The organism is Hymenobacter sp. HDW8, assembly GCF_011305775.1.
Lineage (GTDB): Bacteria > Bacteroidota > Bacteroidia > Cytophagales > Hymenobacteraceae > Hymenobacter > Hymenobacter radiodurans.
This window is the reverse complement of the sequence record NZ_CP049907.1, coordinates 1,011,859-1,034,309: the sequence shown is the minus strand read 5'-3', so window position 1 is coordinate 1,034,309 and position 22,451 is coordinate 1,011,859. Positions and strand designations below refer to the sequence as shown.

General features: G+C 55.2%; 12 protein-coding genes. 11 read left to right on the top strand and 1 reads right to left on the bottom strand.

The genetic code is table 11. From position 1 onward, the window contains the following. The first annotated feature begins 86 nt into the window (after window positions 1-86). The 7 genes from G7064_RS04285 to G7064_RS04255 all read left to right on the top strand — a co-directional run bounded on the left by G7064_RS04285 (window position 87) and on the right by G7064_RS04255 (window position 14,145). Complete coding sequence (locus G7064_RS04285; RefSeq protein WP_166072594.1) at window positions 87-3,245, top strand: SusC/RagA family TonB-linked outer membrane protein; 3,159 nt, start codon at window positions 87-89, stop codon at window positions 3,243-3,245. Window positions 3,246-3,266: 21 nt separating this feature from the next. Continuing rightward, window positions 3,267-4,988, top strand: a complete 1,722-nt coding sequence (locus G7064_RS04280; RefSeq protein ID WP_166072593.1) for a RagB/SusD family nutrient uptake outer membrane protein — start codon at window positions 3,267-3,269, stop codon at window positions 4,986-4,988. Between the two features lie 191 nt (window positions 4,989-5,179). After that, window positions 5,180-6,073: a carbohydrate kinase family protein gene (locus G7064_RS04275; protein ID WP_166072592.1), complete on the top strand. Its 894-nt coding sequence runs from the start codon at window positions 5,180-5,182 to the stop codon at window positions 6,071-6,073. Between the two features lie 147 nt (window positions 6,074-6,220). Continuing rightward, window positions 6,221-7,729 (top strand): glycoside hydrolase family 32 protein, encoded by a 1,509-nt coding sequence (locus G7064_RS04270; RefSeq protein ID WP_166072591.1) that lies wholly within the window; start codon window positions 6,221-6,223, stop codon window positions 7,727-7,729. Window positions 7,730-8,116: 387 nt separating this feature from the next. Further along, the gene (locus tag G7064_RS04265) at window positions 8,117-10,477 is read left to right on the top strand and encodes a glycosyl hydrolase family 28 protein (protein ID WP_166072590.1); all 2,361 of its coding nucleotides are present in this window, start codon (window positions 8,117-8,119) and stop codon (window positions 10,475-10,477) included. 72 nt (window positions 10,478-10,549) lie between these two features. Further along, window positions 10,550-12,496, top strand: coding sequence for a glycoside hydrolase family 88 protein (locus G7064_RS04260; protein ID WP_410505532.1), 1,947 nt, complete (start codon window positions 10,550-10,552; stop codon window positions 12,494-12,496). Window positions 12,497-12,522: 26 nt separating this feature from the next. After that, window positions 12,523-14,145, top strand: coding sequence for a glycoside hydrolase 43 family protein (locus tag G7064_RS04255; protein WP_166072589.1), 1,623 nt, complete (start codon window positions 12,523-12,525; stop codon window positions 14,143-14,145). 72 nt (window positions 14,146-14,217) lie between these two features. Here the strand turns inward: G7064_RS04255 and G7064_RS04250 are convergent, their stop codons facing one another. Further along, window positions 14,218-15,309, bottom strand: coding sequence for a LacI family DNA-binding transcriptional regulator (locus G7064_RS04250; RefSeq protein WP_166072588.1), 1,092 nt, complete (start codon window positions 15,307-15,309; stop codon window positions 14,218-14,220). 317 nt (window positions 15,310-15,626) lie between these two features. Here G7064_RS04250 and kduD point away from each other — a divergent pair, with 317 nt between their 5' ends. Genes kduD through G7064_RS04230 form a run of 4 tightly spaced genes read left to right on the top strand, consistent with a single transcriptional unit; the run spans window position 15,627 to window position 22,447 of the window. Continuing rightward, window positions 15,627-16,397, top strand: a complete 771-nt coding sequence (gene kduD, locus G7064_RS04245; RefSeq protein WP_166072587.1) for a 2-dehydro-3-deoxy-D-gluconate 5-dehydrogenase KduD — start codon at window positions 15,627-15,629, stop codon at window positions 16,395-16,397. 41 nt (window positions 16,398-16,438) lie between these two features. Then, window positions 16,439-17,257 (top strand): 5-dehydro-4-deoxy-D-glucuronate isomerase, encoded by an 819-nt coding sequence (gene kduI, locus G7064_RS04240; protein WP_166072586.1) that lies wholly within the window; start codon window positions 16,439-16,441, stop codon window positions 17,255-17,257. 37 nt (window positions 17,258-17,294) lie between these two features. After that, window positions 17,295-20,561 carry a SusC/RagA family TonB-linked outer membrane protein gene (locus G7064_RS04235; RefSeq protein WP_166072585.1) on the top strand — a complete coding sequence of 1,089 codons (3,267 nt, stop codon included), beginning with the start codon at window positions 17,295-17,297 and terminating at the stop codon, window positions 20,559-20,561. Between the two features lie 20 nt (window positions 20,562-20,581). Continuing rightward, the gene (locus tag G7064_RS04230; RefSeq protein WP_166072584.1) at window positions 20,582-22,447 is read left to right on the top strand and encodes a RagB/SusD family nutrient uptake outer membrane protein; all 1,866 of its coding nucleotides are present in this window, start codon (window positions 20,582-20,584) and stop codon (window positions 22,445-22,447) included. The last annotated feature ends 4 nt before the right edge of the window (window positions 22,448-22,451 follow it).

Below are 22,451 nucleotides of genomic sequence, written 5' to 3'. Positions count from 1 at the left end.
ACAACCAAGACCGATTACCACCTGAGGGCGCTTTTTTGCCCCCAGCACTGGTTAGCCATTAACTCCCTCCACTTTACACAACACCCATGAAAAAGATCGTACTCATGCGCCGCCGGACACTCCTGCCCACGGCGTTGGCTGCTCTGCTGCTGACGGCCCCAAACCTCGTCGCAGCGCCCAACCGAATAGAACGGATCAGTATCTATAAGGCTGATATCCAGGTGACTGGTCAGGTAGTTGACGATAAGGGCGCGGGGATACCCGGTGTAACCGTGCTTGTGAAAGGCACCACCAACGGCACCGCTACCGACCCCGACGGCCGCTTCAGCCTTACCGTTCCCGAAGATGCGGTGCTGACCTTCTCTTCCATCGGCTTCACTTCCCAGGAAATTGTATTAGGTGGCCGCACTACCCTTAATGTAACGATGGCCGCCGACACCAAGACCCTGGATGAAGTGGTCGTGACGGGCTACCAAACCCAGCGCAAGGCCGACCTGACCGGCGCCGTATCGGTAGTGAAAACGGAAGAAATCAAGGATATGGCTTCCAACGACGTGACCCGCAACTTGCAGGGTCGGGTGCCGGGCGTGAACATCACCACCGACGGTGCGCCGGGCAGCTCCGCCACCGTGCGCATTCGCGGTATCGGTACGCTGGGCAACAACGACCCGCTCTACGTCATCGACGGCATCCCGACGCGGGAAGGCATCAACCAAATCAACCAGAATGACATCGAGTCAATACAGGTGCTGAAAGACGCTTCCGCCGCCAGCATCTACGGCTCGCGGGCCAGTAATGGCGTTATCATCATCACCACCAAAAAGGCCAAGCAAGGTGCCACGCGGGTGGATTTCTCGACCTTCTTCACTCTCCAGACGCCGGGCCCGCACATCCAGATGCTCAATACCCTGGACTACGGCCGGGTGTACTGGCAGGCAGCCACCAACGATGGTGCCGTGGCCAGCCGCCCGTTCTACACCTTTCAAACGCGCACGGGTCCCGACGGACAGCCCGTGCTCGACCAGGTGATTGTGCCTGAGTTCATCGACAAGGACAAAACCATGCGCGCCGCCGACACCGACTGGTTTAAGGAAACGCAGCAGAACGCCCTGATTCAGAGCTACAACCTGAGCGTGAGCAGCGGCGGCGAGCGAGGCGGGGCATTGTTTTCACTGAACTACTACGACAACTCCGGTACTCTCAAACATTCTGGCTTCAACCGCTATACGGCCCGCCTCAATTCCGATTATAACTTCCTGGGGGGCAAATTAAAGATTGGCGAAAACCTGACCATCGTCAAGTCGCAGCGGGCGGAGTTCGACCTGAACCTAGTGCGCGACCGGACTACCCAGTTGCCCTCTATTGTGCCCGTGCGCACCGTGGATGGTATCGGCTGGGGCGGCCCTGTGGAAGGCATGAGCGACCGGGACAATCCGTTGCGCCTGCTCTCCGATAACCGCCAGAACCGCTCCAACACCGGCCGCGCCTTCGGTAACGTATTTGCCGACGCCGAACTGCTGCCCGGCCTGCATTTGCGCACCAGCTTCGGCATCGACTACAGCATGTACAAGTTCCGCCAGATATACAAAACCTATAAGGCGGGCTTCCTCTCCGAAGCCAACAACCGAGTAACTGATAACCAGCGCTTTTATGGTAACTGGGTGTGGCAGAATACTTTGAACTACGACATGACGTTGGGGGGCAAACATCAGCTCAACTTCGTGGCCGGCACCGAGCGCATCAGCTACTACGACGAGAGTAGCTACGCCTCCCGCACCAATTTCGCCAGCGAAGACCCCACCTACGCCTACCTCGACGCGGGTGCGGCCAATAAGGACAACGGCGGCGGCGGCACCGCCTACAAGCTGGCTTCCTACTTCGGTAAATTCAACTATTCGCTGGCTGACAAGTACTTGGCCTCCGTTACCATCCGCCGCGACGGCTCCTCCCGCTTCGGTGAAGACAACCGGTTTGGCGTATTCCCGGCCGCGTCGGTGGGCTGGCGTCTGAGCGAAGAGAACTTCGTGAAAAACACGACCCCGTTCTTTTCCGATCTGAAGCTGCGCGCCGGCTGGGGCCAAACCGGCAACCAGGACATTGCCAACTTTGCCTCCCGCGGCCTCTATCAGTCGCTCTTAGGCACCCTAGACCCCAACTTTGAGTACGACCGTGGCACGGCCTACGACATCTTCGGCAACGATACCAATTTGCCTTCCGGTTACCGCCGCGTGCAGCAGGCCAACCCCGATTTGAAGTGGGAAACCACCACCCAAACCAACCTCGGCCTTGACTTCGGCTTGCTGGATAACCGCCTCACGGGTTCGGTCGACTACTTCATCAAGAAAAGCGAAGACATCCTCGTGAACCTGCCTTACCTGGCCGTAGTTGGCGAGGGCGGCGACAAGTTCGTGAACGGCGCTTCGATCGAAAACAAGGGCTGGGAGTTTCTGGTAGGCTACCAGAATGAGTTAGCCAACGGCCTGACGTACAGCATCACGGGTAACCTGTCCACGTACCGCAACAAGCTGACCTTCCTGCCCGACGAGGTTATCAACGCCTACGGCGGCAACGGCCAGGACGTAACTCGCTTAGGCCATTCTATTAATGCCGTGTATGGCTACGTAGCCGACGGCTTGTACCAGAACGCCACCGAAGTAAGCGAAGGCCCCACGCAGGTAGGTGCCGCCCCCGGCCGCATTCGCTATAAGGACCTGAACGGCGACGGCAAAGTTGACAACTTCGACCAGACCTGGATTACCGAGGGCGTGCCCGACTTCAACTACGGCTTAAACTTGGGCGCCGGCTACAAAGGCTTCGACGTGCAAGTGTTCCTGCAAGGGGTGCAAGGCCTGGAAGCTTACAACAACGCCAAATTCCGGACTGACTTCGCATCAATTGCCTCGGGTGAGAACTGGGGCGAGCGCCTGCTCGACGCGTGGTCGCCGACTAACACGGGCTCTTCGATTCCGGCCCTTACCCTGCAAAACTCCAACAATGAAGGCCGCGCCTCGACTTACTTCATCGAAAACGCTTCTTACCTGAAGCTGCGCAACATTCAGCTGGGCTATTCGCTGCCCGCCACCTTGGTCAGCAAGATTAAGCTGCAAGGGGTGCGCGTGTACGTGCAGAGCCAGAACTTATTCACTGTCAAGAGCAAGGAGTACACCGGCCCGGACCCCGAGGTAACCAACTACCAGTACCCGGTTCCCCGCATTTTCACCACCGGCCTCAACGTTTCCTTCTAATCATCCGCCAGCATTACTACCATGAAAATCCTGAAATCCAGCGTACTGGCGATTTCGCTGCTCGCCCTTTCCTATGGCTGCAACGACAAAGAGTTTCTCAATGTGCAGCCCACCGGCGCGCTCAGCGACGACCAGCTGAATACCGCCGCCAATATTGAAAAGCAGGTTATTGCCACCTACTCCCAGCTGGGTAACGACGTGTACCGCGCGCCTTATACCTCTTTGTGGCCCTACGGCAACGTCCGCGCCGGCGACGCTTACAAAGGTGGCAACGGCACGGCCGACGTGGATGCGTTTCACTTCTACGAAACCTTCACTTTCAACCGCGTCGATGTAGGCAACACCGACGAGCTATGGTTCCTGATCTACATCGGCATTTCGCGCGCCAACGACGCCCTCCGCCGCCTCGAAACCGTGGATGCGGCGGCCATGCCCAACAAGGCCATTCGTCAGGGCGAGATGCGCTTTCTGCGCGGCCACTTCTACTTTATGCTGAAGGAACTGTTCAAACGAGTGCCTTACATTGACGAGAAAGTGCCCACTGCAGAGTACGCTACCGTATCGAACGTGGGCCTGACCAACGACGAACTATGGACGAAGATTGCCGATGACTTCCGCTTTGCCGTAGCTAATCTGCCGGATACCCAGCCTGAAATCGGGCGAGCCAACAAGTCGGCGGCGCAGGCATATCTGGCCAAAACGCTGCTTTTCCAGGCTTACGTACAGAGCGACAACAACGCCGTTACGTCCGTTGACCAGGCGAAGCTACAAGAAGTGGTTTCCCTTACTAACCAGGTAATTGCCTCAGGCAAATACTCGTTGCACTCTGATTTTGCCACCAACTTCCTGACAGCCGGCGACAACGGGGTAGAGTCGGTATTTGCCATCCAGTTTTCACGCAACGACGGCACCCCCAAGGGTCGCACGGACCGGGGCAATGCCCTGAACTACCCGATGAATCCGGACTACGGGTGCTGCGGGTTTCATCAGCCCAGCCAGAACCTGGTGAACGCCTTCAAGACGGATGCCCAAGGTCTGCCCCAGTTTGAAACCTTCAACAACTCGGACCTAAGCGCCCCCGCTGATTTCCAGACCAATACCGTCGATCCACGCCTCGACCACTCCGTTGGTATTCCCTCGCACCCTTACAAATATTCTCCATCGTTCATCTTCGAAACCTCCTGGTTGCGCGACCAGAATACTTACGGGGTGTATATGTCGATGAAGGAAAACGTGCTGCCCACGGACCCAAGCTTCCAGAAAACGCCCCCCTTCATGAGCTCATCGAAGAACTGGACCATTATCCGCTACGCTGATGTGCTCCTTTGGAAAGCCGAAGCATTAATTGAGCTGAACCGCCCGGCCGAAGCTCTGCCCATCGTTAACCAGATTCGGCAGCGTGCCCAGAACAGCACCGCTCGGTTGAAAACCACTTCCGGCGCCAACATCTCCAACTACCGGATCGGTCAGTACTCGGCTGGAGTTTGGAATCAGGCGTACGCTCGCCAGGCGCTACGCTTTGAGCGCCGCTTAGAGTTTGCTTTGGAAGGCCAGCGCTTCTTCGACCTCGTGCGCTGGGGAATCGCGGCCGATTACCTGAACACGTACTTCGAAAAGGAAAAAACGAAGCGTCAGCACCTAAAGGACGCCCGCTTCACCCGCGGCCGCGACGAATACCTACCAATTCCGTTAAATCAAATCAACTTCAGCAAAGGCCTGTACCAGCAGAATCCAGGTTGGTAGGCATTCAAAAGAGGTCATATCGCAGGTTTGATTCGGTCATTCCACCCCACCTGTCATCCTGAGTTTACGAAGGACCTTATCACGTTAATACGAACAGTTGCTATGCTAATTGTTCATCGGGCATAAGGTCCTTCGTAAACTCAGGATGACAGGAGAATTGACAGGTCTATAAATCATCAAATCAACTTCTTATGCAAAATACAGTTGTGTGCTTCGGTGAGACGCTCTGGGATGTGCTGCCCTCGGGTAAGCAGCCGGGCGGAGCACCTTTCAACGTGGCGGTGCACCTGCATCAGTTTGGGCAGCCCGTAGAGCTTATCAGCCGGGTCGGCGACGACGACCTAGGAACTGAGCTGTTGGATTTCCTAGAAAGTCGAGGCGTCAGCACAAAATATGTACAGCGCGGCAAGACTCATTTGACGGGTGTCGTAAAGGCGAATGTAGACGACCGTAATGAGGTAGTTTACAAAATTGTTCAGCCCGTGGCCTGGGACTACATCCAATACGATAATGAGGTCCGCGACCTAGTGGCCGGCGCCAAAGTATTCGTATATGGTAGTCTGGCGGCGCGGAGCCAGGCTACGCGCGAAACTCTGTATCGGCTGCTGCAAAGTGCTCAACTCAAGGTATTCGACGTGAACATGCGCCCGCCGCATTACACCCGCGAGGTCATTAAATACCTGCTGGAACAAGCCGATGTGGTGAAAATGAATCACCATGAGTTGGCCGAAATCCTTGATTGGTTCGGCGGTAGCACCGAAGACGAAGCGGCCTTGGCTGGACTGGCCAGTCGTTTTGACCTAAAAGCCGTGTGCGTCACGCTTGGCGCCGACGGGGCCATGCTATGGGCTGGGGGGCAATTTTACCGCGCCCCCGGTATCAAAGTCGAAGTAGTGGATACTATCGGCAGCGGCGACGCGTTCCTGGCGGCTTTCTTGCGAGCTTGGTTAAGCGGGCGCCCCTACGACGAATGCCTGCGCATTGCTTGCGCGAGTGGGGCTTTAGTTGCGACTTATCAGGGCGCAACCCCAGCCCTCAGCGAAACGCATATTACTGATTTGCTGGACGTTCAAGTTCGGCAGTAAATCATGCTCCTCTAGGCGGTCATGCAGAGCGGAGCGAAGCATCTCGCTTGCTAACGTCAGATTAGTAATCTTACTACCGATGGCGAGATGCTTCGCTCCGCTCTGCATGACCGCCTTTTTCCTTAATAGGTCATTTATCAACTCCCTATGAAAAAACTGATTTGTCTAACTGTGGGCCTGCTGGGCCTGACGCTCAGCGGCTGGGCCCAACGGCCGCAAGCTACTGAGCAGTACCGCCCCAAGTTTCACTTCACCCCGAAGGCGAAGTGGATGAACGACCCTAACGGCATGGTCTATAGCAAGGGGACGTATCATTTGTTCTATCAATATTACCCCGACAGCACCATATGGGGGCCGATGCACTGGGGTCACGCTACCAGCAAAGATCTGGTGAGCTGGCAGCACCAACCCGTGGCCTTATATCCTGATAGCCTGGGGTATATCTTCTCGGGTAGCGCCGTTCTGGATGTGAACAATACTTCGGGCTTCGGCAAAAACGGCCAGGCGCCGATGGTGGCTATTTTCACCCATCATAACCCTAAGCTGGAGAAGCTGGGGGGCAATAAGCACCAGAATCAGAGTATTGCTTATAGCCTGGACGAGGGCAAAACCTGGACGAAATACGAGAAAAACCCAGTGCTGAAAAATCCCGGCATTCCGGACTTCCGCGACCCAAAAGTGAGTTGGTACGAGAAGGACAAAAAGTGGATTATGACCCTGGCTACCAAAGACCGCATCACGTTTTACTCCTCGCCCAACCTGAAGGACTGGACTAAGCAAAGTGAGTTTGGCGAGAAGGTAGGCGCGCACGGCGGCGTGTGGGAGTGCCCCGACTTGTTCCAGCTGACGCTGGGGGGCAAAAAGCAATGGGTGTTGCTGGTGAGCATCAACCCCGGCGGCCCCAACAAAGGCTCGGCGACTCAATACTTCGTGGGCGACTTTGACGGTAAGACGTTTACACCACTTTCTACCGACACGAAATGGGTTGATTATGGCCCCGACAACTACGCCGGCGTGACGTGGTCGAACACCGGCGACCGGAAGATATTCTTGGGTTGGATGAGTAACTGGGAATATGCCAATCAGGTGCCCACGTACCCCTGGCGCAGTGCCATGACCATCCCGCGCGACTTGTCGCTGCGCAAAGTAGGAACGGAAGTGCTATTGGTGTCGCAGCCATCCAAGGAAGTAAGCAAGCTGGAATCAGGAGAAATTACACTGGATAATGTAGCGGTGAAAGGGGAGATGAACCTCTCTGACAAGACCAAGAACACGGGTCCATTCCAACTAAAACTCTCTGCTGATCAGCTCGCTGACTTTGCCGTGGTTTTGACCAACGACCGTAAGGAAGAAGTCCTGATTGGCTATGACAAAAAAGCCAACCAATACTATATCGACCGCACCAAGTCCGGAAAGCTTGACTTCAGCGACAAATTTGCGAGTCGGGCCACTGCGCCGCGCCTGACTACCAGCGCGAAAATGGACTTGACACTCATTGTGGATGCCGCTTCGGTAGAGCTTTTTGCTGATGAAGGCCTGACCGCCATGACGGGGATATTTTTCCCGAATGAGGAATACAAAATAATCAAGGTTCGCGTGGCTAATCCACTGACGCTGCGCAAAGTCACTTACAAGCGTATGGGCGTCGGAATCTGATAATAATGCGACGGTTTCATTGAAGAAGCTGTGCAATAAAAGCAAATCGGGTAGCAAGCTGAGCTAGGTTCAGCCTGCTACCCGATTTGCTTTTATTGCATCGTCATAAAATACAACATTGACGCAGCCTTACAAACGTCACTTACTTCCTCAGATCACGCACGACGGCTTTAAAAGCGCATTATTTGGGTGTTGCAAAAGGCATCAGAGGGAGGAATGAGAACGTTCCCGGTAACGATTGCGCAAATAAACTCTCTGCTAAGCCCGTTTCGCTAAAGCGTCCGTCTGTAGCTTAAGCTATTGCTCAATAGCTGCGAAAGCGGCCGCATCAGGAAAGAATTACACTCCAGCCCGAGCTGGGGGGCTTTTTTCTTTAAAGCTCATTCCATGAAAAAATACGCTGTATTGCTCTTGTCTTTGGTCGCTCTGGCCTTCCGACCGGCTGAGGAAAAGAAGGTTCAAGTATTCCTGGTTGGCGACTCCACGATGTCGGAGAAGCCGGACCGCAACAAGCCGGAGCGCGGCTGGGGCATGTACTTTGATCAGTTCTTCGATGGCGAAACCACCGTGCAAAACCACGCCATGAATGGGCGTAGCACCCGCAACTTCCGTCACGAAGGCCGCTGGGCCAAGGTGATGGAGCAGGTGAAGCCTGGCGACTGGGTGCTTATCCAGTTTGGCCACAACGATCAAAAAAAGGAAGACACCGCCCGTTACGCCGCGCCCCAAACCGATTATCGCAAAAACCTGACGCGCTACGTGCAGGAAGCCAAGCAGCGGGGGGCAAATCCGGTGCTGCTCACGCCTGTGGGCCGACGCTACTTTGATGAGCAGGGCAAGCGCAAAGACGACCATGGCGAGTATCCGGCGGTGGTGCGTGAGGTAGCAAAGTCGCAGAAAGTGCCGCTGATTGACATGCACGAGAAGAGCTGGGCGCTGTACTCTCAACTGGGTGAGAAGGGTAGCCGAGACCTTTTCTGGAGTTACCAGAACGGCTACTACCAAGAGAACCCGGTGCCCCCAGCCAAGAACGACAACACCCACTTTTCGGCCTACGGCGCTGAGCTAATTGCGCAGCTGGTTGCCCAGGACATAAAGAAGCAAAACCTGGGTATAGCCAGTCACCTGAAGCCCTTGGCCTTTACGGGCAAGTACGCCTTCGATTTGCCGGTGGTTCTCCAGCCTTCGTTCCGTGCCGATACGTTTAACATCACCAAGTTCGGAGCTGTAGCCGATGGCCAAACCCTGAACACCGAGGCGTTTCGCAAAGCCATTGAGGCCTGTAGCCAGCAGGGCGGCGTAGTATTGGTGCCGCGCGGCTTATGGCTCACGGGCCCGATTCAGTTGAAAAGCAACGTGAACTTACACGTGCAGCGGGGAGCTCTGGTCCAGTTTAGCAACAAGCTCTCCGACTACAAACTCATCAAAACGAACTGGGAAGGCGAGGATGCCGTGCGCAATCAGTCTCCTATTTCGGGCTACGACCTCGTGAATATTGCCATTACCGGCGAGGGCACTTTCGACGGTGCCGGCGACTCCTGGCGCATGGTGAAGAAGGAGAAGCTGAGTGAAGGGCAGTGGCAAAAGCTCGTGAAGTCGGGCGGCGTGGTGGATGAAAAAGCCACCACTTGGTACCCGACTGCTAGTTCTTTGAAAGGCTCGCTTTCGCCCAAAATCTGGGTTATTCCTGCTGGACAAACTGATGTTGATTACAACCGCTTCACGGAGGTAAAAGACTTCCTACGGCCCAACATGCTCAGCCTACAGCGCTGCAAGCAGATTCTGCTCGAAGGCTTCACCATTCAGAACTCGCCGGCCTGGACTATCCACCCGCTGCTCTGTGATAACATTACTCTGCGCAACGTGACGGCCAAAAACCCTTGGTACGGCCAAAACACCGACGCCCTCGACCTTGAATCTTGCCGCAATGGTTTGGTAGAAGGCTGCACGTTTGATGTAGGCGACGACGGCATCTGCATCAAGTCGGGCCGCGACGAGCAGGGCCGAAAGCGTGGGGTGCCAACGGAGAACTTCATCATCCGCGACACCAAAGTATACCACGCCCACGGCGGCTTCGTGATTGGCTCCGAAATGTCGGGCGGCGCGCGCAATATCTACGTGACCAACTGCACCTTCATGGGTACCGATGTAGGTCTGCGCTTCAAAACGGCTCGTGGCCGCGGCGGGGTAGTAGAGAACATCTTCGTCGACGGCGTGGACATGACCGACATTGCCGGCGAGGCCATTTTGTTTGACATGTTTTACGCGGCCAAAGACCCGGTGCAGGTAAACGGCGAGGCCTTTGCTATTCCCGAAATCAAGGCGGAGCCTCTGAACGAGGGTACCCCGCAGTTCCGCAGCTTCCGCATCAAAAACGTCACTTGTAAAGGGGCAAATACTGGTATCCTGATTCGCGGGGTACCCGAAATGAACATCAAGGACATTGAGATCGAAAACGTTGTGCTCGAAAGCAAAAAGGGCCTCGTATGTCAGGAAGCCGATGGTATCAAGCTCAAAAACGTAGCACTGTTTTCCACCGAAACCAAGCCCGTGCTGGAAGTGCAAAACAGTCGCAACATCGTGATGGACAACATCCGCTACACCAACGGCGCCGAATTGCTGCTGCGCGTAACCGGCGACCGGAGTAAGAATGTAAAATTGGTAAACACCAATGTAAAAGGCGCGAAGGAGGATGTAGAGTTCGGGAAGAAAGTGTCGAAAAAGGTGGTCACCGTTTCGAGCCGCTAACCTATAAGAACAGTAACCCTCGCCTCGACTGAGGTGAGAGAATAGCCCATTGCTTAAGCTCACACAAAGCCTATGTTCCGTAGTCTCTTCCTTGTCTGTTTTCTATTCTCGTTTGTTGCTGCGACGGCCCAAAAAGCCCCCCAGACGGCCGCGCGGCCTATGTCGCAGCGCATGGCTGATTCATTCATCAAATGGCACCCCGATTCTATCGTTATCGGCAGCCGGAAAACGACTCGGTGGGATTATGAGCAGGGCCTGATGCTGAAGGCATTGGAGCGGGTGTGGCAGCGTACCGGCGACCCCAAATACTTCACTTATATTCAGAAAGATCTCGACCTGTTTGTGCAGCCCGATGGCAGTATTCGCACCTATAAAATCGAAGATTATAACCTCGATAACCTGACAACCGGCCACGCGCTTTTGCTGATGAGTCAGATGTCGTTGGGTAGCTCGGTGGTGCAGCAGAAATACGTTAAAGCCGCTCAATTGCTCCGCAAGCAGCTTGCGGAACAGCCCCGCACCAAAGCCGGCGGCTTCTGGCACAAGAAGATTTACCCCAATCAAATGTGGCTGGATGGCCTGTACATGGCTCAGCCATTTTACGCGGAGTACAACCAGGTTTTCAAACAAACTCAGGACTTCGACGATGTAGCAAAGCAGTTTGCGTTGATCGAGAAAAACCTTGTTGATCCGAAAACTGGGCTGCTTTACCACGGCTACGATGAAAGCCGGGAGCAGCAGTGGGCCAACAAGCAAACGGGCCAGTCGCCTAACTTCTGGGACCGGGGCATGGGCTGGTACGCAATGGCCTTGGTTGATGTGCTTGACTACTTTCCGAAGGAGCACAAAGAGTACGCGAACCTGCTGAAATACGTGCAGCGGTTGGCGCCCGTGTTGGCTAAATATCAAGACCAAAAAACGGGCACTTGGTCATTGGTAGTAGACCAAAGCTCACGCAAAGGCAACTACGCCGAAGCCTCGGGCAGCAGCATGTTTGTGTACATGCTGGCCAAAGGCGTACGCATGGGCTACCTCGATAAGTCGTATCAAAAAGTGGCCGATAAAGGCTATCAGGGCCTATTGAAAACCTTTGTAGCCAATGAGGCCGACGGCGCACTAGCCTTCAATGGAACAGTAAGCGTGGGTGGTCTGGGGGGCAAACCTTACCGCGATGGTAGCTTTGAATACTACCTCAGCGAGCCGCTGCGCAAGAACGATTTGAAAGGTGTTGGGCCATTTATTCTGGCCAGTGTGGAGATGGAAATTGCTGCTGAAAATAAGCTCGGCCAAGGCAAGACAGTAGGCCTAGACTATTACTTCAACCACGAGTCGCGCAAGAGCCCGATTACCGGCGAGCCGGAGCCATTTCATTACACCTGGGAAGAGCGCACGCACGGCGGCTTCTGGTTCTGGGGCAATCAGTTTCGGGAACTGGGGGGCAAAACAGTGTCTGTGCCCACGGCGCCAACAGCCGCCTCGCTTAAGGGTTTGGACGTGTACATTATCGTAGACCCGGACACACGCAAGGAAACTCCCAATCCGAACTTTGTGGAGGCCGCGCACGTGCAGGCTATCAGCGACTGGGTAAAGGCTGGTGGTACATTGGTGATGCTGGCCAACGATACTTCCAACTGCGAAATTCCACGTTTTAATCAGCTGGCACAGGCCTTCGGATTACGCTTCGCTAACACCAGCCTCAACATGGTGAAGGGCGACCAATTTGAGCAGGGAAAAGTTGACCTGACCGGCGGCAAAACGGTGTTCAAAACGGCCAAGACGGCGTACGTAAAGGAGCTAGCGCCATTGGAAGTAAAGTCACCTGCTCAGCCGCTGGTCAAGAACGGCAATCACGTGATTATGGCCACGGCCAAAGTGGGTAAAGGAACGGTGTTCGCGCTGGGCGACCCGTGGCTGTACAACGAGTATGTGGACGGCCGCAAAATTCCGGCTACGTACGAGAACTTTCAGGCTGGTAAAGATCTGGCTACCTGGCTCCTGCAGCAAACCGTTCGCAAGTAAGGCTGAGCCATTTAGCTTTACTTCTCATGAAAATACTTAGCGTTCTGTACTTGTTGCTGCTACCTGTTCTGGGGGTGGCGCAGTCATCAACTTTGTCGAAAGTATGGGTGCCGGATTTGGGCAATGGCACCTACAAAAATCCAGTGCTGTACGCCGATTATTCCGACCCAGATGTTGTGCGTGTTGGCTCCGATTATTACCTCACTTCTTCGAGCTTTAACGCGGCGCCCGGCTTGCAGATTCTGCACTCGAAAGACCTGGTAAACTGGACGATTATCAGCACGGTTTTCAGCCAGCAGTCACCGCTGGATGTATTCAGCAAGCCCCAGCACGGCAATGGGGTTTGGGCTCCTTCCATTCGCTACCATAAGGGGCAATTTTACATCTATTACCCCGACCCGGACTATGGGATTTATGTAACGCGGGCGAAGAATCCGGCGGGCCCTTGGGAAACGCCCATCCTCATCAAAGAAGCGAAAGGCTGGATTGATCCTTGTCCGCTCTGGGACGCGGACGGACAAGCCTATCTGGTGCACGCTTTTGCCGGTTCGCGGGCCGGATTTAAAAGCGTGCTAGCCATATCGCGCATGTCGCCCGATGGGTTGAAGCTGCTGGGTGATGAAGTGCTGATTTTTGATGGCCACGAGAAGCACCCAACCATCGAAGGCCCGAAGTTTTACAAGCGCAACGGCTACTACTATATTTTCGCGCCGGGTGGGGGAGTATCCACGGGCTGGCAAGTGGTACTGCGTTCCAAGAATGTATTCGGTCCCTATGAAGACCGCATTGTGATGGCGCAGGGCAACACACCCATCAACGGGCCTCATCAAGGTGCGTGGGTGACGACGCCCGGCGACAAGGAAGATTGGTTTATGCACTTTCAGGACCAAGGCCCTTACGGCCGAGTGGTGCATTTGCAACCAATGGTTTGGAAAAACGACTGGCCCGTAATCGGCAACGACCCTGATGGCGATGGCAAAGGCGAACCCGTACTGACTTACCGCAAGCCCGCCCACAAAGCAAAAACTCAACCGCTAGCGACGCCGGCTACTTCTGATGAGTTTGATGGTACTACGTTGGGCTTACAGTGGCAGTGGCACGCTAATCCTCAGCTCGGCTGGGCCTTCCTAAATGCCCCCCAGAGCTTGCTGCGCCTCTACTCTGTGCCCTTGCCCACTGATTTCAAGAACTTCTGGCAGGTGCCGAATCTGCTGTTGCAGAAGCTGCCGGCCGCCGCGTTTACCGCTACCACAAAGCTTACATTTATTCCACGCTTTGAAGGCGAGAAAACGGGTTTGATTGTGATGGGGATGGACTACGCTCACTTAAGTCTCACCAACCAAAATGGCCGCGTATACTTAGCTTCAACGGTGTGCCAAAACGCGGACAAGCTTGCGCCGGAAACAGCGACTGCAACACCAGTAGAAGTGCCAGCCAACAAGCCGATTTATCTGCGTGTAGCCGTGCGTGAGGGCGCCAAATGCCAGTTCAGCTACAGCCTCGACGGGCAGCAGTTTCAGCCTATCGGTACCGAGTTTCAAGCCCGTGAAGGCCGCTGGATTGGAGCCAAAGTTGGCCTGTTCTGCACTCGGGCCAGCAAAACCAACGACGCTGGCTCCGCCGATGTGGATTGGTTTCGGATTGAATAGAAAAAAGCCCCCAGCGAATGCTTGCTTCAGCTTAACACCCAGTGGGGGGCTTTTTCTATCCTGACTTCCTAATTAGATAGACAGTACAAAATCCTTTGGCTTCGACTTCTGATCGGGTGATGCTGTTGCTAGGCGGGCCGCGATGTGGTCTGGGAGTCGCGTGGAGTCGCGCGCTATTAACTCAGTGGGAATGCGGACGGTGCCAACGGGCTGCGCCCGATGCTTGCGCTCAATCAAATCGATGAGGCGTTCGGCCGCAACTTGCCCAATCTCCTGAGCCGGCTGCACCACCGTGCTCAGTGAGGGCGACAGAAGTTCGGCTACGTTCAAGTTGGTAAAGCCAATAAGCGACACATCATCGGGAATGGTAAGGTTGCGCTGGCGCAGGGCCGTAAGGCAGCCCACTGCTAGTCGGTCGCTGGCGGTAAAAAAGGCATCGGGGGCAACCGGTAAGGCCATGAGCTCGTCTACCATCGGTCCAACTTCATTGGGGCCAAAAGTGCCGTAGCGTACTAGATTTTCATCGAAGGGCAAGCCGTATTTTTCCAAGGCGGCGCGGTAACCAGCTAGGCGCTCCTGCGTGATGCTCAACCAAGGCTGAATGGTGAGGTGGGCGATGCGCCGCCGGCCCGACTGAATAAGGTGCTCGGTGGCAGCAAAAGCCCCCTTGAAGTTATCAGCCACGACCTGCGTTACATCCAACTCGGCTGAAACCCGGTCGAAGAGGACAATGGGAACACCTTTAGCGTGCAGCTCACGCAAATAGGTAACGTTGGACGTTTCGCTGGATAAAGACAGCAGCAGCCCATCAACCCGCCGCGACATAGCCTGCTCTACATTCGCCACTTCGCGGTCGTAAGACTCGTGGCTCTGGAAGATAATAACGTGGTAGCCGCGGTTGTAGGCAATAGCCTCAATACCGTTGATGGCTTGGGAGAAAAAGTAGTTGGCAATCTGGGGTACAATGACACCAATAGCGCGGGTGCCACTCCCTTTTAAGCTCAGCGCTATCGGATTGGGGCGATAGTTAAGACGCTCGGCGCATTCCATCACCAGCCGCTTGGTCTCGGGGTTGATTTCGTAGCTGCCGCGCAAGGCACGCGAAACAGTAGAGGTTGAAATATTCAGTTCGCGGGCAATATCCTTGATGGTGAATGTTTCCAAGTAAGTAGCAGTGTAGGGAGAGAGGAGTAGGGGAAGATAGGGGCAAAGCTTCTTAAAGTTCAAGAACTATAAGCGTGCCGCTAGGGCCTGTTGCATGCTGACAGCAGAAATATCCACTTGTTTTCAGCGCAAATCCTAGTCGGGACCGAGGAGATTCGGCTTTGTGGCAACGTTCCCGATAACGTTTGCGCGAATAAAAACCAGCTTATACTTCCTGTTAACCATCACTTGAGTTGATATTAACAGAGCGAATAATTCGATCAGTGTCTTAAAAGTACACTGAATTTCTTTGAAAAGTTTATAAAGACAACACCTGCATGAGTGCATCATCTCTCTTCAACTTGGCTGGCAAAGTGGCCTTGGTAACTGGTTGTAACCGGGGTATTGGTCAGGCAATGGCGATAGGGCTGGCAGAAGCTGGCGCTGATATTATCGGCGTGTCTGCCTCCCTGGAAGCCACCGGAAGCGAAACGGAGCAGCAAGTGCAGGCCCTAGGTCGGCAGTTCACGGCCTACCAGGCCGACTTTAGCCAGCGCGCCCAAGTCGATGCCTTTATCCAGCAGGTGCAGCATGACTTTCCCCGCATCGATATCCTGATCAATAACGCGGGCACCATCCGCCGCGCCCCCGCTGCCGAGCACTCTGATGCCGACTGGGATAACGTGCTGGCCATTAACCTAGACTCACCATTCCGTCTGGCTCGCGCTATTGGGGGGCAAATGTTGCGGCAGGGCAGCGGCAAAATCATCTTCACCGCGTCCTTGCTCACCTTCCAAGGGGGCATTAACGTGCCGGGCTACGCGGCCAGCAAAGGCGCTATTGGCTCCTTGGTAAAAGCCCTGGCCAACGAGTGGGCCGGTAAAGGCGTGAATGTGAACGCCATTGCCCCCGGCTACATCGCCACCGATAATACCGAGGCGCTCCGCAACGACCCCGACCGCTCCGCTAGCATCCTGGGCCGCATTCCGGCCGGCCGCTGGGGCACGCCCGAGGACTTTAAAGGGCCCACTGTATTTCTGGCTTCCGAGGCCGGAGGCTACGTGCACGGCACCATCCTCACCGTCGATGGCGGCTGGATGGGGCGCTAATTCCACCTACGACTTCCTACAGCACAACCCAATACGTTCCCATGCAGCAACGCCACGCCAGCAGCCCCCGCGAAACCGTCACCCTGACCACTGACCAGCTCCGCGAGCAGTTTTTGATCGAACAGCTTTTTGTCGACGGTCAGATTGAACTCGTGTACTCCCACTACGACCGCATGATTGTGGGCGGCGCAGTACCAGCTGGTCAAACCTTGACTCTGCCTAACCCGGAAAACCTCAAAGCCAACTACTTTCTGGAGCGCCGCGAGCTAGGCATTCTGAACGTGGGTGACGCGGGCCAAGTCACAGTCGATGGCACTAGCTACGAGCTCGGCAACCAAGATTGCTTATATGTGGGGAAAGGTGCGCAAACCATTACGTTCAGCGGCGCAGAGGCTCGCTATTATTTACTCTCCGCGCCGGCGCACGCCACCCACCCGACCACACGACGCACACAGGCCGAGGCCACGCCGGTAGAAATGGGATCCATGGAAACGGCCAATGAGCGCACCATCTACAAGTACATATACAACGAGGGCATTCAGAGCTGTCAACTGGTAATGGGCCTTACCCAACTCAAGCCGGGCAACGTGTGGAACACCATGCCGGCCCACACCCACGACCGGCGCATGGAAGCCTATCTGTACTTCAATTTGCCCCCCAACCAGCGGGTACTGCACCTAATGGGCGAACCCCATCAGACCCGGCCGCTGTGGGTGAGCAACGAGCAAGCCATCATCTCGCCGCCCTGGTCCGTGCACACGGGCTGCGGTACCAGCGCCTACGCCTTCATCTGGGGCATGGCCGGCGAAAACTTAGAATACACCGACATGGATGCCGTGGGCATTTATGAGTTACGGTAAGCGACTTAAAACCCACCATTTTTTTCTCATCCCCACCATGAAAAAATATCTATTCATCTTCTGTCTGCTGCTGGGTGCGGCGACGGGGGCTTTTGCTCAGGCCCAACGAACCATTACGGGCGTGGTGCGGTCGGCAACCGAGGCCCTGCCCGGCGTAACCGTGCTCGTGAAAGGCACCACCAACGGCGCCTCTACCGATCCCGAGGGCCGCTTCAGCCTCACTGTGCCTACGGGCCAGCCGGTGACCCTAAATATCAGCTCGATCGGCTACGTATCGCAGGAAATCCCCGTAGGCGACCGTGACCAGATCAACGTGACGTTGAAAGAAGATGCGCAACAGCTGAATGACATAGTAGTAATTGGTTACCAAGAGGTTAACCGCCGCGATGTAACTGGCTCCGTATCATCAGTTGGCGCCCAGCAGATTAAGGACGTACCGGTAAACTCGGCCGCTGAGGCACTCACGGGCCGCTTGGCTGGTGTGCAGCTGACCAGCGCAGAAGGTACGCCCGGCAATCAAAACGTTCAGATTCGGGTGCGCGGTGGGGGCTCCGTAACGCAGGATAACTCGCCGCTCTACGTGGTCGATGGTATCCAAATTGAGAATGCACTCGGCGTAATTGCCCCCCAGGACATTGCCTCCGTCGACGTACTCAAGGACGCATCTGCTACGGCTATTTATGGCGCGCGCGGTGCCAACGGCGTTGTAATTATCACCACCAAAAAAGGCTTGGAAGGCAAAACTGTTATCAGCTACAACGGCTTCGCTGGGGTTCGCAAAATCACCAACACGCTGGGCGTGCTCGGCCCCGATGACTACCTCAACTATCAGTATGAGCGGTCCCGGTACGCCGGTACGGCTGGCCTAAACAGCTTCAGAACGCTGTTTGGCTCTAGAGACTTTGCGAGCGACACTATCACGCGGGCCCGTAATTCTCCCTTTGTAGATTGGCAGGACGATGTGTTCGGCAAGAATGCATTCCAGCAAACCCACAACGTATCAGTAGCTGGCGGCGTGAAAGGCACCACCTACTCTCTGAGCCTGACCCGCAATACGGAAGACGGTATCCAGCGCGGCTCCGACTACGAGCGCAGCCTGATCAACTTCCGCTTCGACACTAAAGCGACTGACAAGCTCACCGTCGGCCTGAACGTGCGCTTCAACGATCAGGAAGCCAACGGCGCCGGCACCTCTACCTCCGGTTCCTCCGTTACCTCACGCCTGCGCAATACGGTGCAGTATCAGCCCCTGATTATTCCCAGAGCTGACGGCACTGTGATAGATGTAAGTGCCTTCGACCCGGAGTTCTTCGAGACTTCTTCGCTGGTAAACCCCATCCTGACCATCGACAACGAATACCGCCTCGATAAGCGCCGCACCTTCAACGTGGGGGGCAATATTGCGCTTGAACTAGCTAAAGGCTTGGTGTTCCGCTCGACGGCTGGTTTCGACATCACCAACTTTGACCTAAGCACCTTCAATGGCCGCTATTCGCCTACCATTCGGCAGGCAGCGGGGGGCTATTTGAACCTGCCTTTCGCCACTATCACGACTACCAACCAGACCACGATCAACAACTCCAACGTACTGGACTATTCCTTCAAGAAGGACCAGCACTCTGTTGGTATCCTGGTAGGTCAGGAGATCTATCAGCAGCGCAACACCCAGCAGTTTATTCAAACCAACTTCCTGCCGCTAGAAATCACGGCGGAGCGGGCATTGGCCAACATCAACCAAGGCGTATTGCCCGCTGGCCAGACTTCGCAGCCTGTGCTGCCCCAAACCAGCATCCCGCAGGACTACCGCTTGCTGTCTGGCTTTGGTCGCCTGACGTATTCATACAATGACAAGTACCTGTTTACCGGTACTTTCCGGGCCGACGGCTCTTCAAAATTTAAGGATAGCAACCGCTTCGGCTTCTTCCCTGGTGCTTCCGTTGCGTGGCGGATTTCGCAGGAAGAGTTCTTTAAAGGAGTTCCAGCCGTATCCGATTTGAAGCTGCGCTTAAGCTACGGCCAAGCCGGCAACAACCGCATCGCCGACTTCCTGACCGACCAGTTGTACCGGGCTGGTAGCGCCCCTTACGCGCTCAACGGCAACATCGTGAATGGCTCGGCTCCGGTCAGTTTGCCAAACCCAGATTTGCAGTGGGAAAAAACCACTTCGCGCAACTTAGGTCTGGATTTGTCATTGCTCGACAACCGTATTCAATTCACGGCTGATGCGTACTACAACACCACCAGCGACCTGCTGATTAACCGTCCGATTCCGGCTTTTACGGGCTATACCTCCCAGCTCCAGAACATCGGCTCGACCTCTAACCGCGGTCTGGAATTGCAGGTCATTGGTAACATCGTAAATAACGAGAACTTTACCTGGACGGCAACCGCCAACACCTCCTTCAACCGGGGCCGCATTGAGGATTTAGGCCCTAACACCAACGAAATTCTAGGCATTGCCTCTGGCTGGGCTGGCACTGCGCTCAATCAGGATTTCGTGGCCCGCAAAGGACAGCCAGTAGGACAGATGTACGGCTTCGTAACGGATGGCTACCTAACGGCCGATGACTTCATCGGATACGTTCCTTCCACTACGCCCGGCGGCGTGGGCACCTGGACGGTTAATCCTGATCGGCCTTTGGTAAATAACCTCGGTATCATTGGCGCGAATGAGTTCCGTCCAGGTTTGATTAAGCTGCGTGACCTCAATAACGACGGCATCATTAATAACCAGGACCAGACGGTAATTGGAAACGCGAACCCGAAAGCAGTGGGCGGTCTGAATCAGCAGTTTACCTACAAGAACTTCGACGCCAGCATCTTCCTGAACTTCGTGGTTGGTAACGATGTCTACAACGCGAACAAAATCGAGTTCACGACCAACACGGCTAACACTACCTTTAACAACGTGCTCGACATCATGGGCAACCGCTACCGCACTATTGAGGAAAACGGCAGCCCCATCACAACATTAGAGCGTCTGCGTGAGGTGAATCAAAACGCCGACATCTGGACGCCTACGCAGGCTTACTTCCTGCACTCATGGGCAGTAGAAGATGGCTCTTTCCTGCGGGTGAACAACCTGACTCTGGGTTACTCATTGCCCAAGGCTCTGATCAGCCGCGCCAAGCTCTCGACGCTGCGCTTCTACGTGACGGCCAACAACATCTACACGTTCACCAAGTACTCGGGCTACGACCCTGAGGTGAGCACCCGCCGTGCTACGCCCCTCACGCCGGGCGTTGATTACGCTGCTTATCCCCGCAGCCGTGCTTTACTTTTTGGTGTGAACGTTTCCCTCTAATCTAGCAATCTCTTCAACTCATGAAATCCTTTATTTCTTTTCGAGCTGCGCTAGCTGCTGTCGCCTTAGCCGGCACCGCTGGAACGATATCTTCCTGTAAAGACTACCTGGAGGTTGATCCGGTAGGTTTGAATACCACTAGCTACACCTTTAGCACCGTGGCCGGCGCTACTGCCGCCGTTATTGGGGCCTACGATCCGCTGTCCGGCGATAATGGTTATGGTACTCGTATTAGCATGTATTATCCCTTTGATTCCGACGAGATGATCGGGTCTATAGGACCCGTCGATGGTGGTCGGCGCAGTATTGCCCGCTACGCTGCGCTGCCTGCTAATACCGAAATCACGAACCCCTGGAACCAGTTATACCAAGGCGTTGAGCGCACGAACATTTGCATCGAGCAGATTCCGTTAATGGCGCTGTATACTACCGGCACACCCGCCGATACGGCCGAGCTGCACCGCTTACATGGTGAAGCATTAACTCTGCGCGCCCAATATTTCTTTGAGCTGATTCGCAACTGGGGCGATGTACCGGCTCAGCTTACACCAGCTAAATCAGGTCAGGATTTCAACCTGCCCAACGCTGACCGCAATGTGACGCTCACCAAGATGATCGAGGACTTGGGGGTTGCTGCCAAGCTGGTGCCGTGGCGCTCGAAGGCGGGCGCCGCCAATGAGCGTATTACCAAAGGTGCCGTGAAAGCGTTGCGGGCGCGCCTGGCCCTGTATCGGGGCGGCTACTCGCTGAAAGGCAATGCAATGGTGCGCCCCACCGACTACCTGGAGTACTACGCTATTGCCCGCCAGGAATGTGCTGAGCTGATGGCAAACCGTGGGGAGCATAACCTCTCGCCTGACTTCCTGCAGCTATTCAAAAGCATCAATGAGAAGAAGCCTTCGCCCAACAACGAAATCATATTTGAGGTAGGCATGGCCACGGCCACGGCAGGTTCGGGCAGTAAAGTGGGCTACTATAATGGCCCCCGCATGAATGCCTCACCCATTTATGGCTCTTCGCAGGCCGGCGTAAACATCGCGCCCACCTACTACTACGCCTTCGATTCCACTGATACGCGCCTCAACGTTACCATCGCGCCCTATACCATTCCCTCGACTAACTTCCAGACGGGCGTGGCCTTAAACACGGTTTACGACGGTAAATTCCGCCGGGATTGGCACATTCCACCCGTGCCTGGCACCGGTAACTACTTGGATTACAACTGGCCTTTGATCCGCTTTGCCGACGTGCTGTTGATGTTTGCGGAAGCTGAAAATGAGTTGAACGGCCCAACCGCCGCCGCTCAGAACGCACTGCTGGAAGTGCGTACTCGTGCTTTCGGAGGCAATCGGACGCGGGCTACTACTACGCTTACCCAGGGTGGCTTCAGCTTAACTAGCAAGCAGAATTTCTTTAATGCATTGGTGAATGAGCGTTATCTGGAATTTGGGGGCGAAGGCATCCGCAAGTTTGACCTGCTGCGCTGGAATCTATTTGAACAGAAAATAGCCGAGGTAAAAGCCAATATTGAGAAGCTGTCGAAGGGCGAGGCGCCTTACCAAAACGTGCCGCAGTACATGTACTTCCGTACACCGTCGGCCAGCGCCTTGCAGTGGACCCGCTCTTTCTATCGGCCTTCGCCAGCTAATAACGCTGCCCCCGCGGGCACCGTGCGTATCAACTGGCGCCTGAGTGTCGATGCCCAATATGTAGCCAATACCAAACCAGTAGGTACGGTTTACATTCAGAATGCTACTACTCGCGCCACTAGCACAGGTGCTGGCTTAGCTGCTGAGTACGTGCCCGGCAAAGGCAAGGAGCTACTTCCGATTCCGCAAAGCACTATCGCTTCCGACCCGGCGCTCGTGCAGAACTTCGGCTACTAGTATT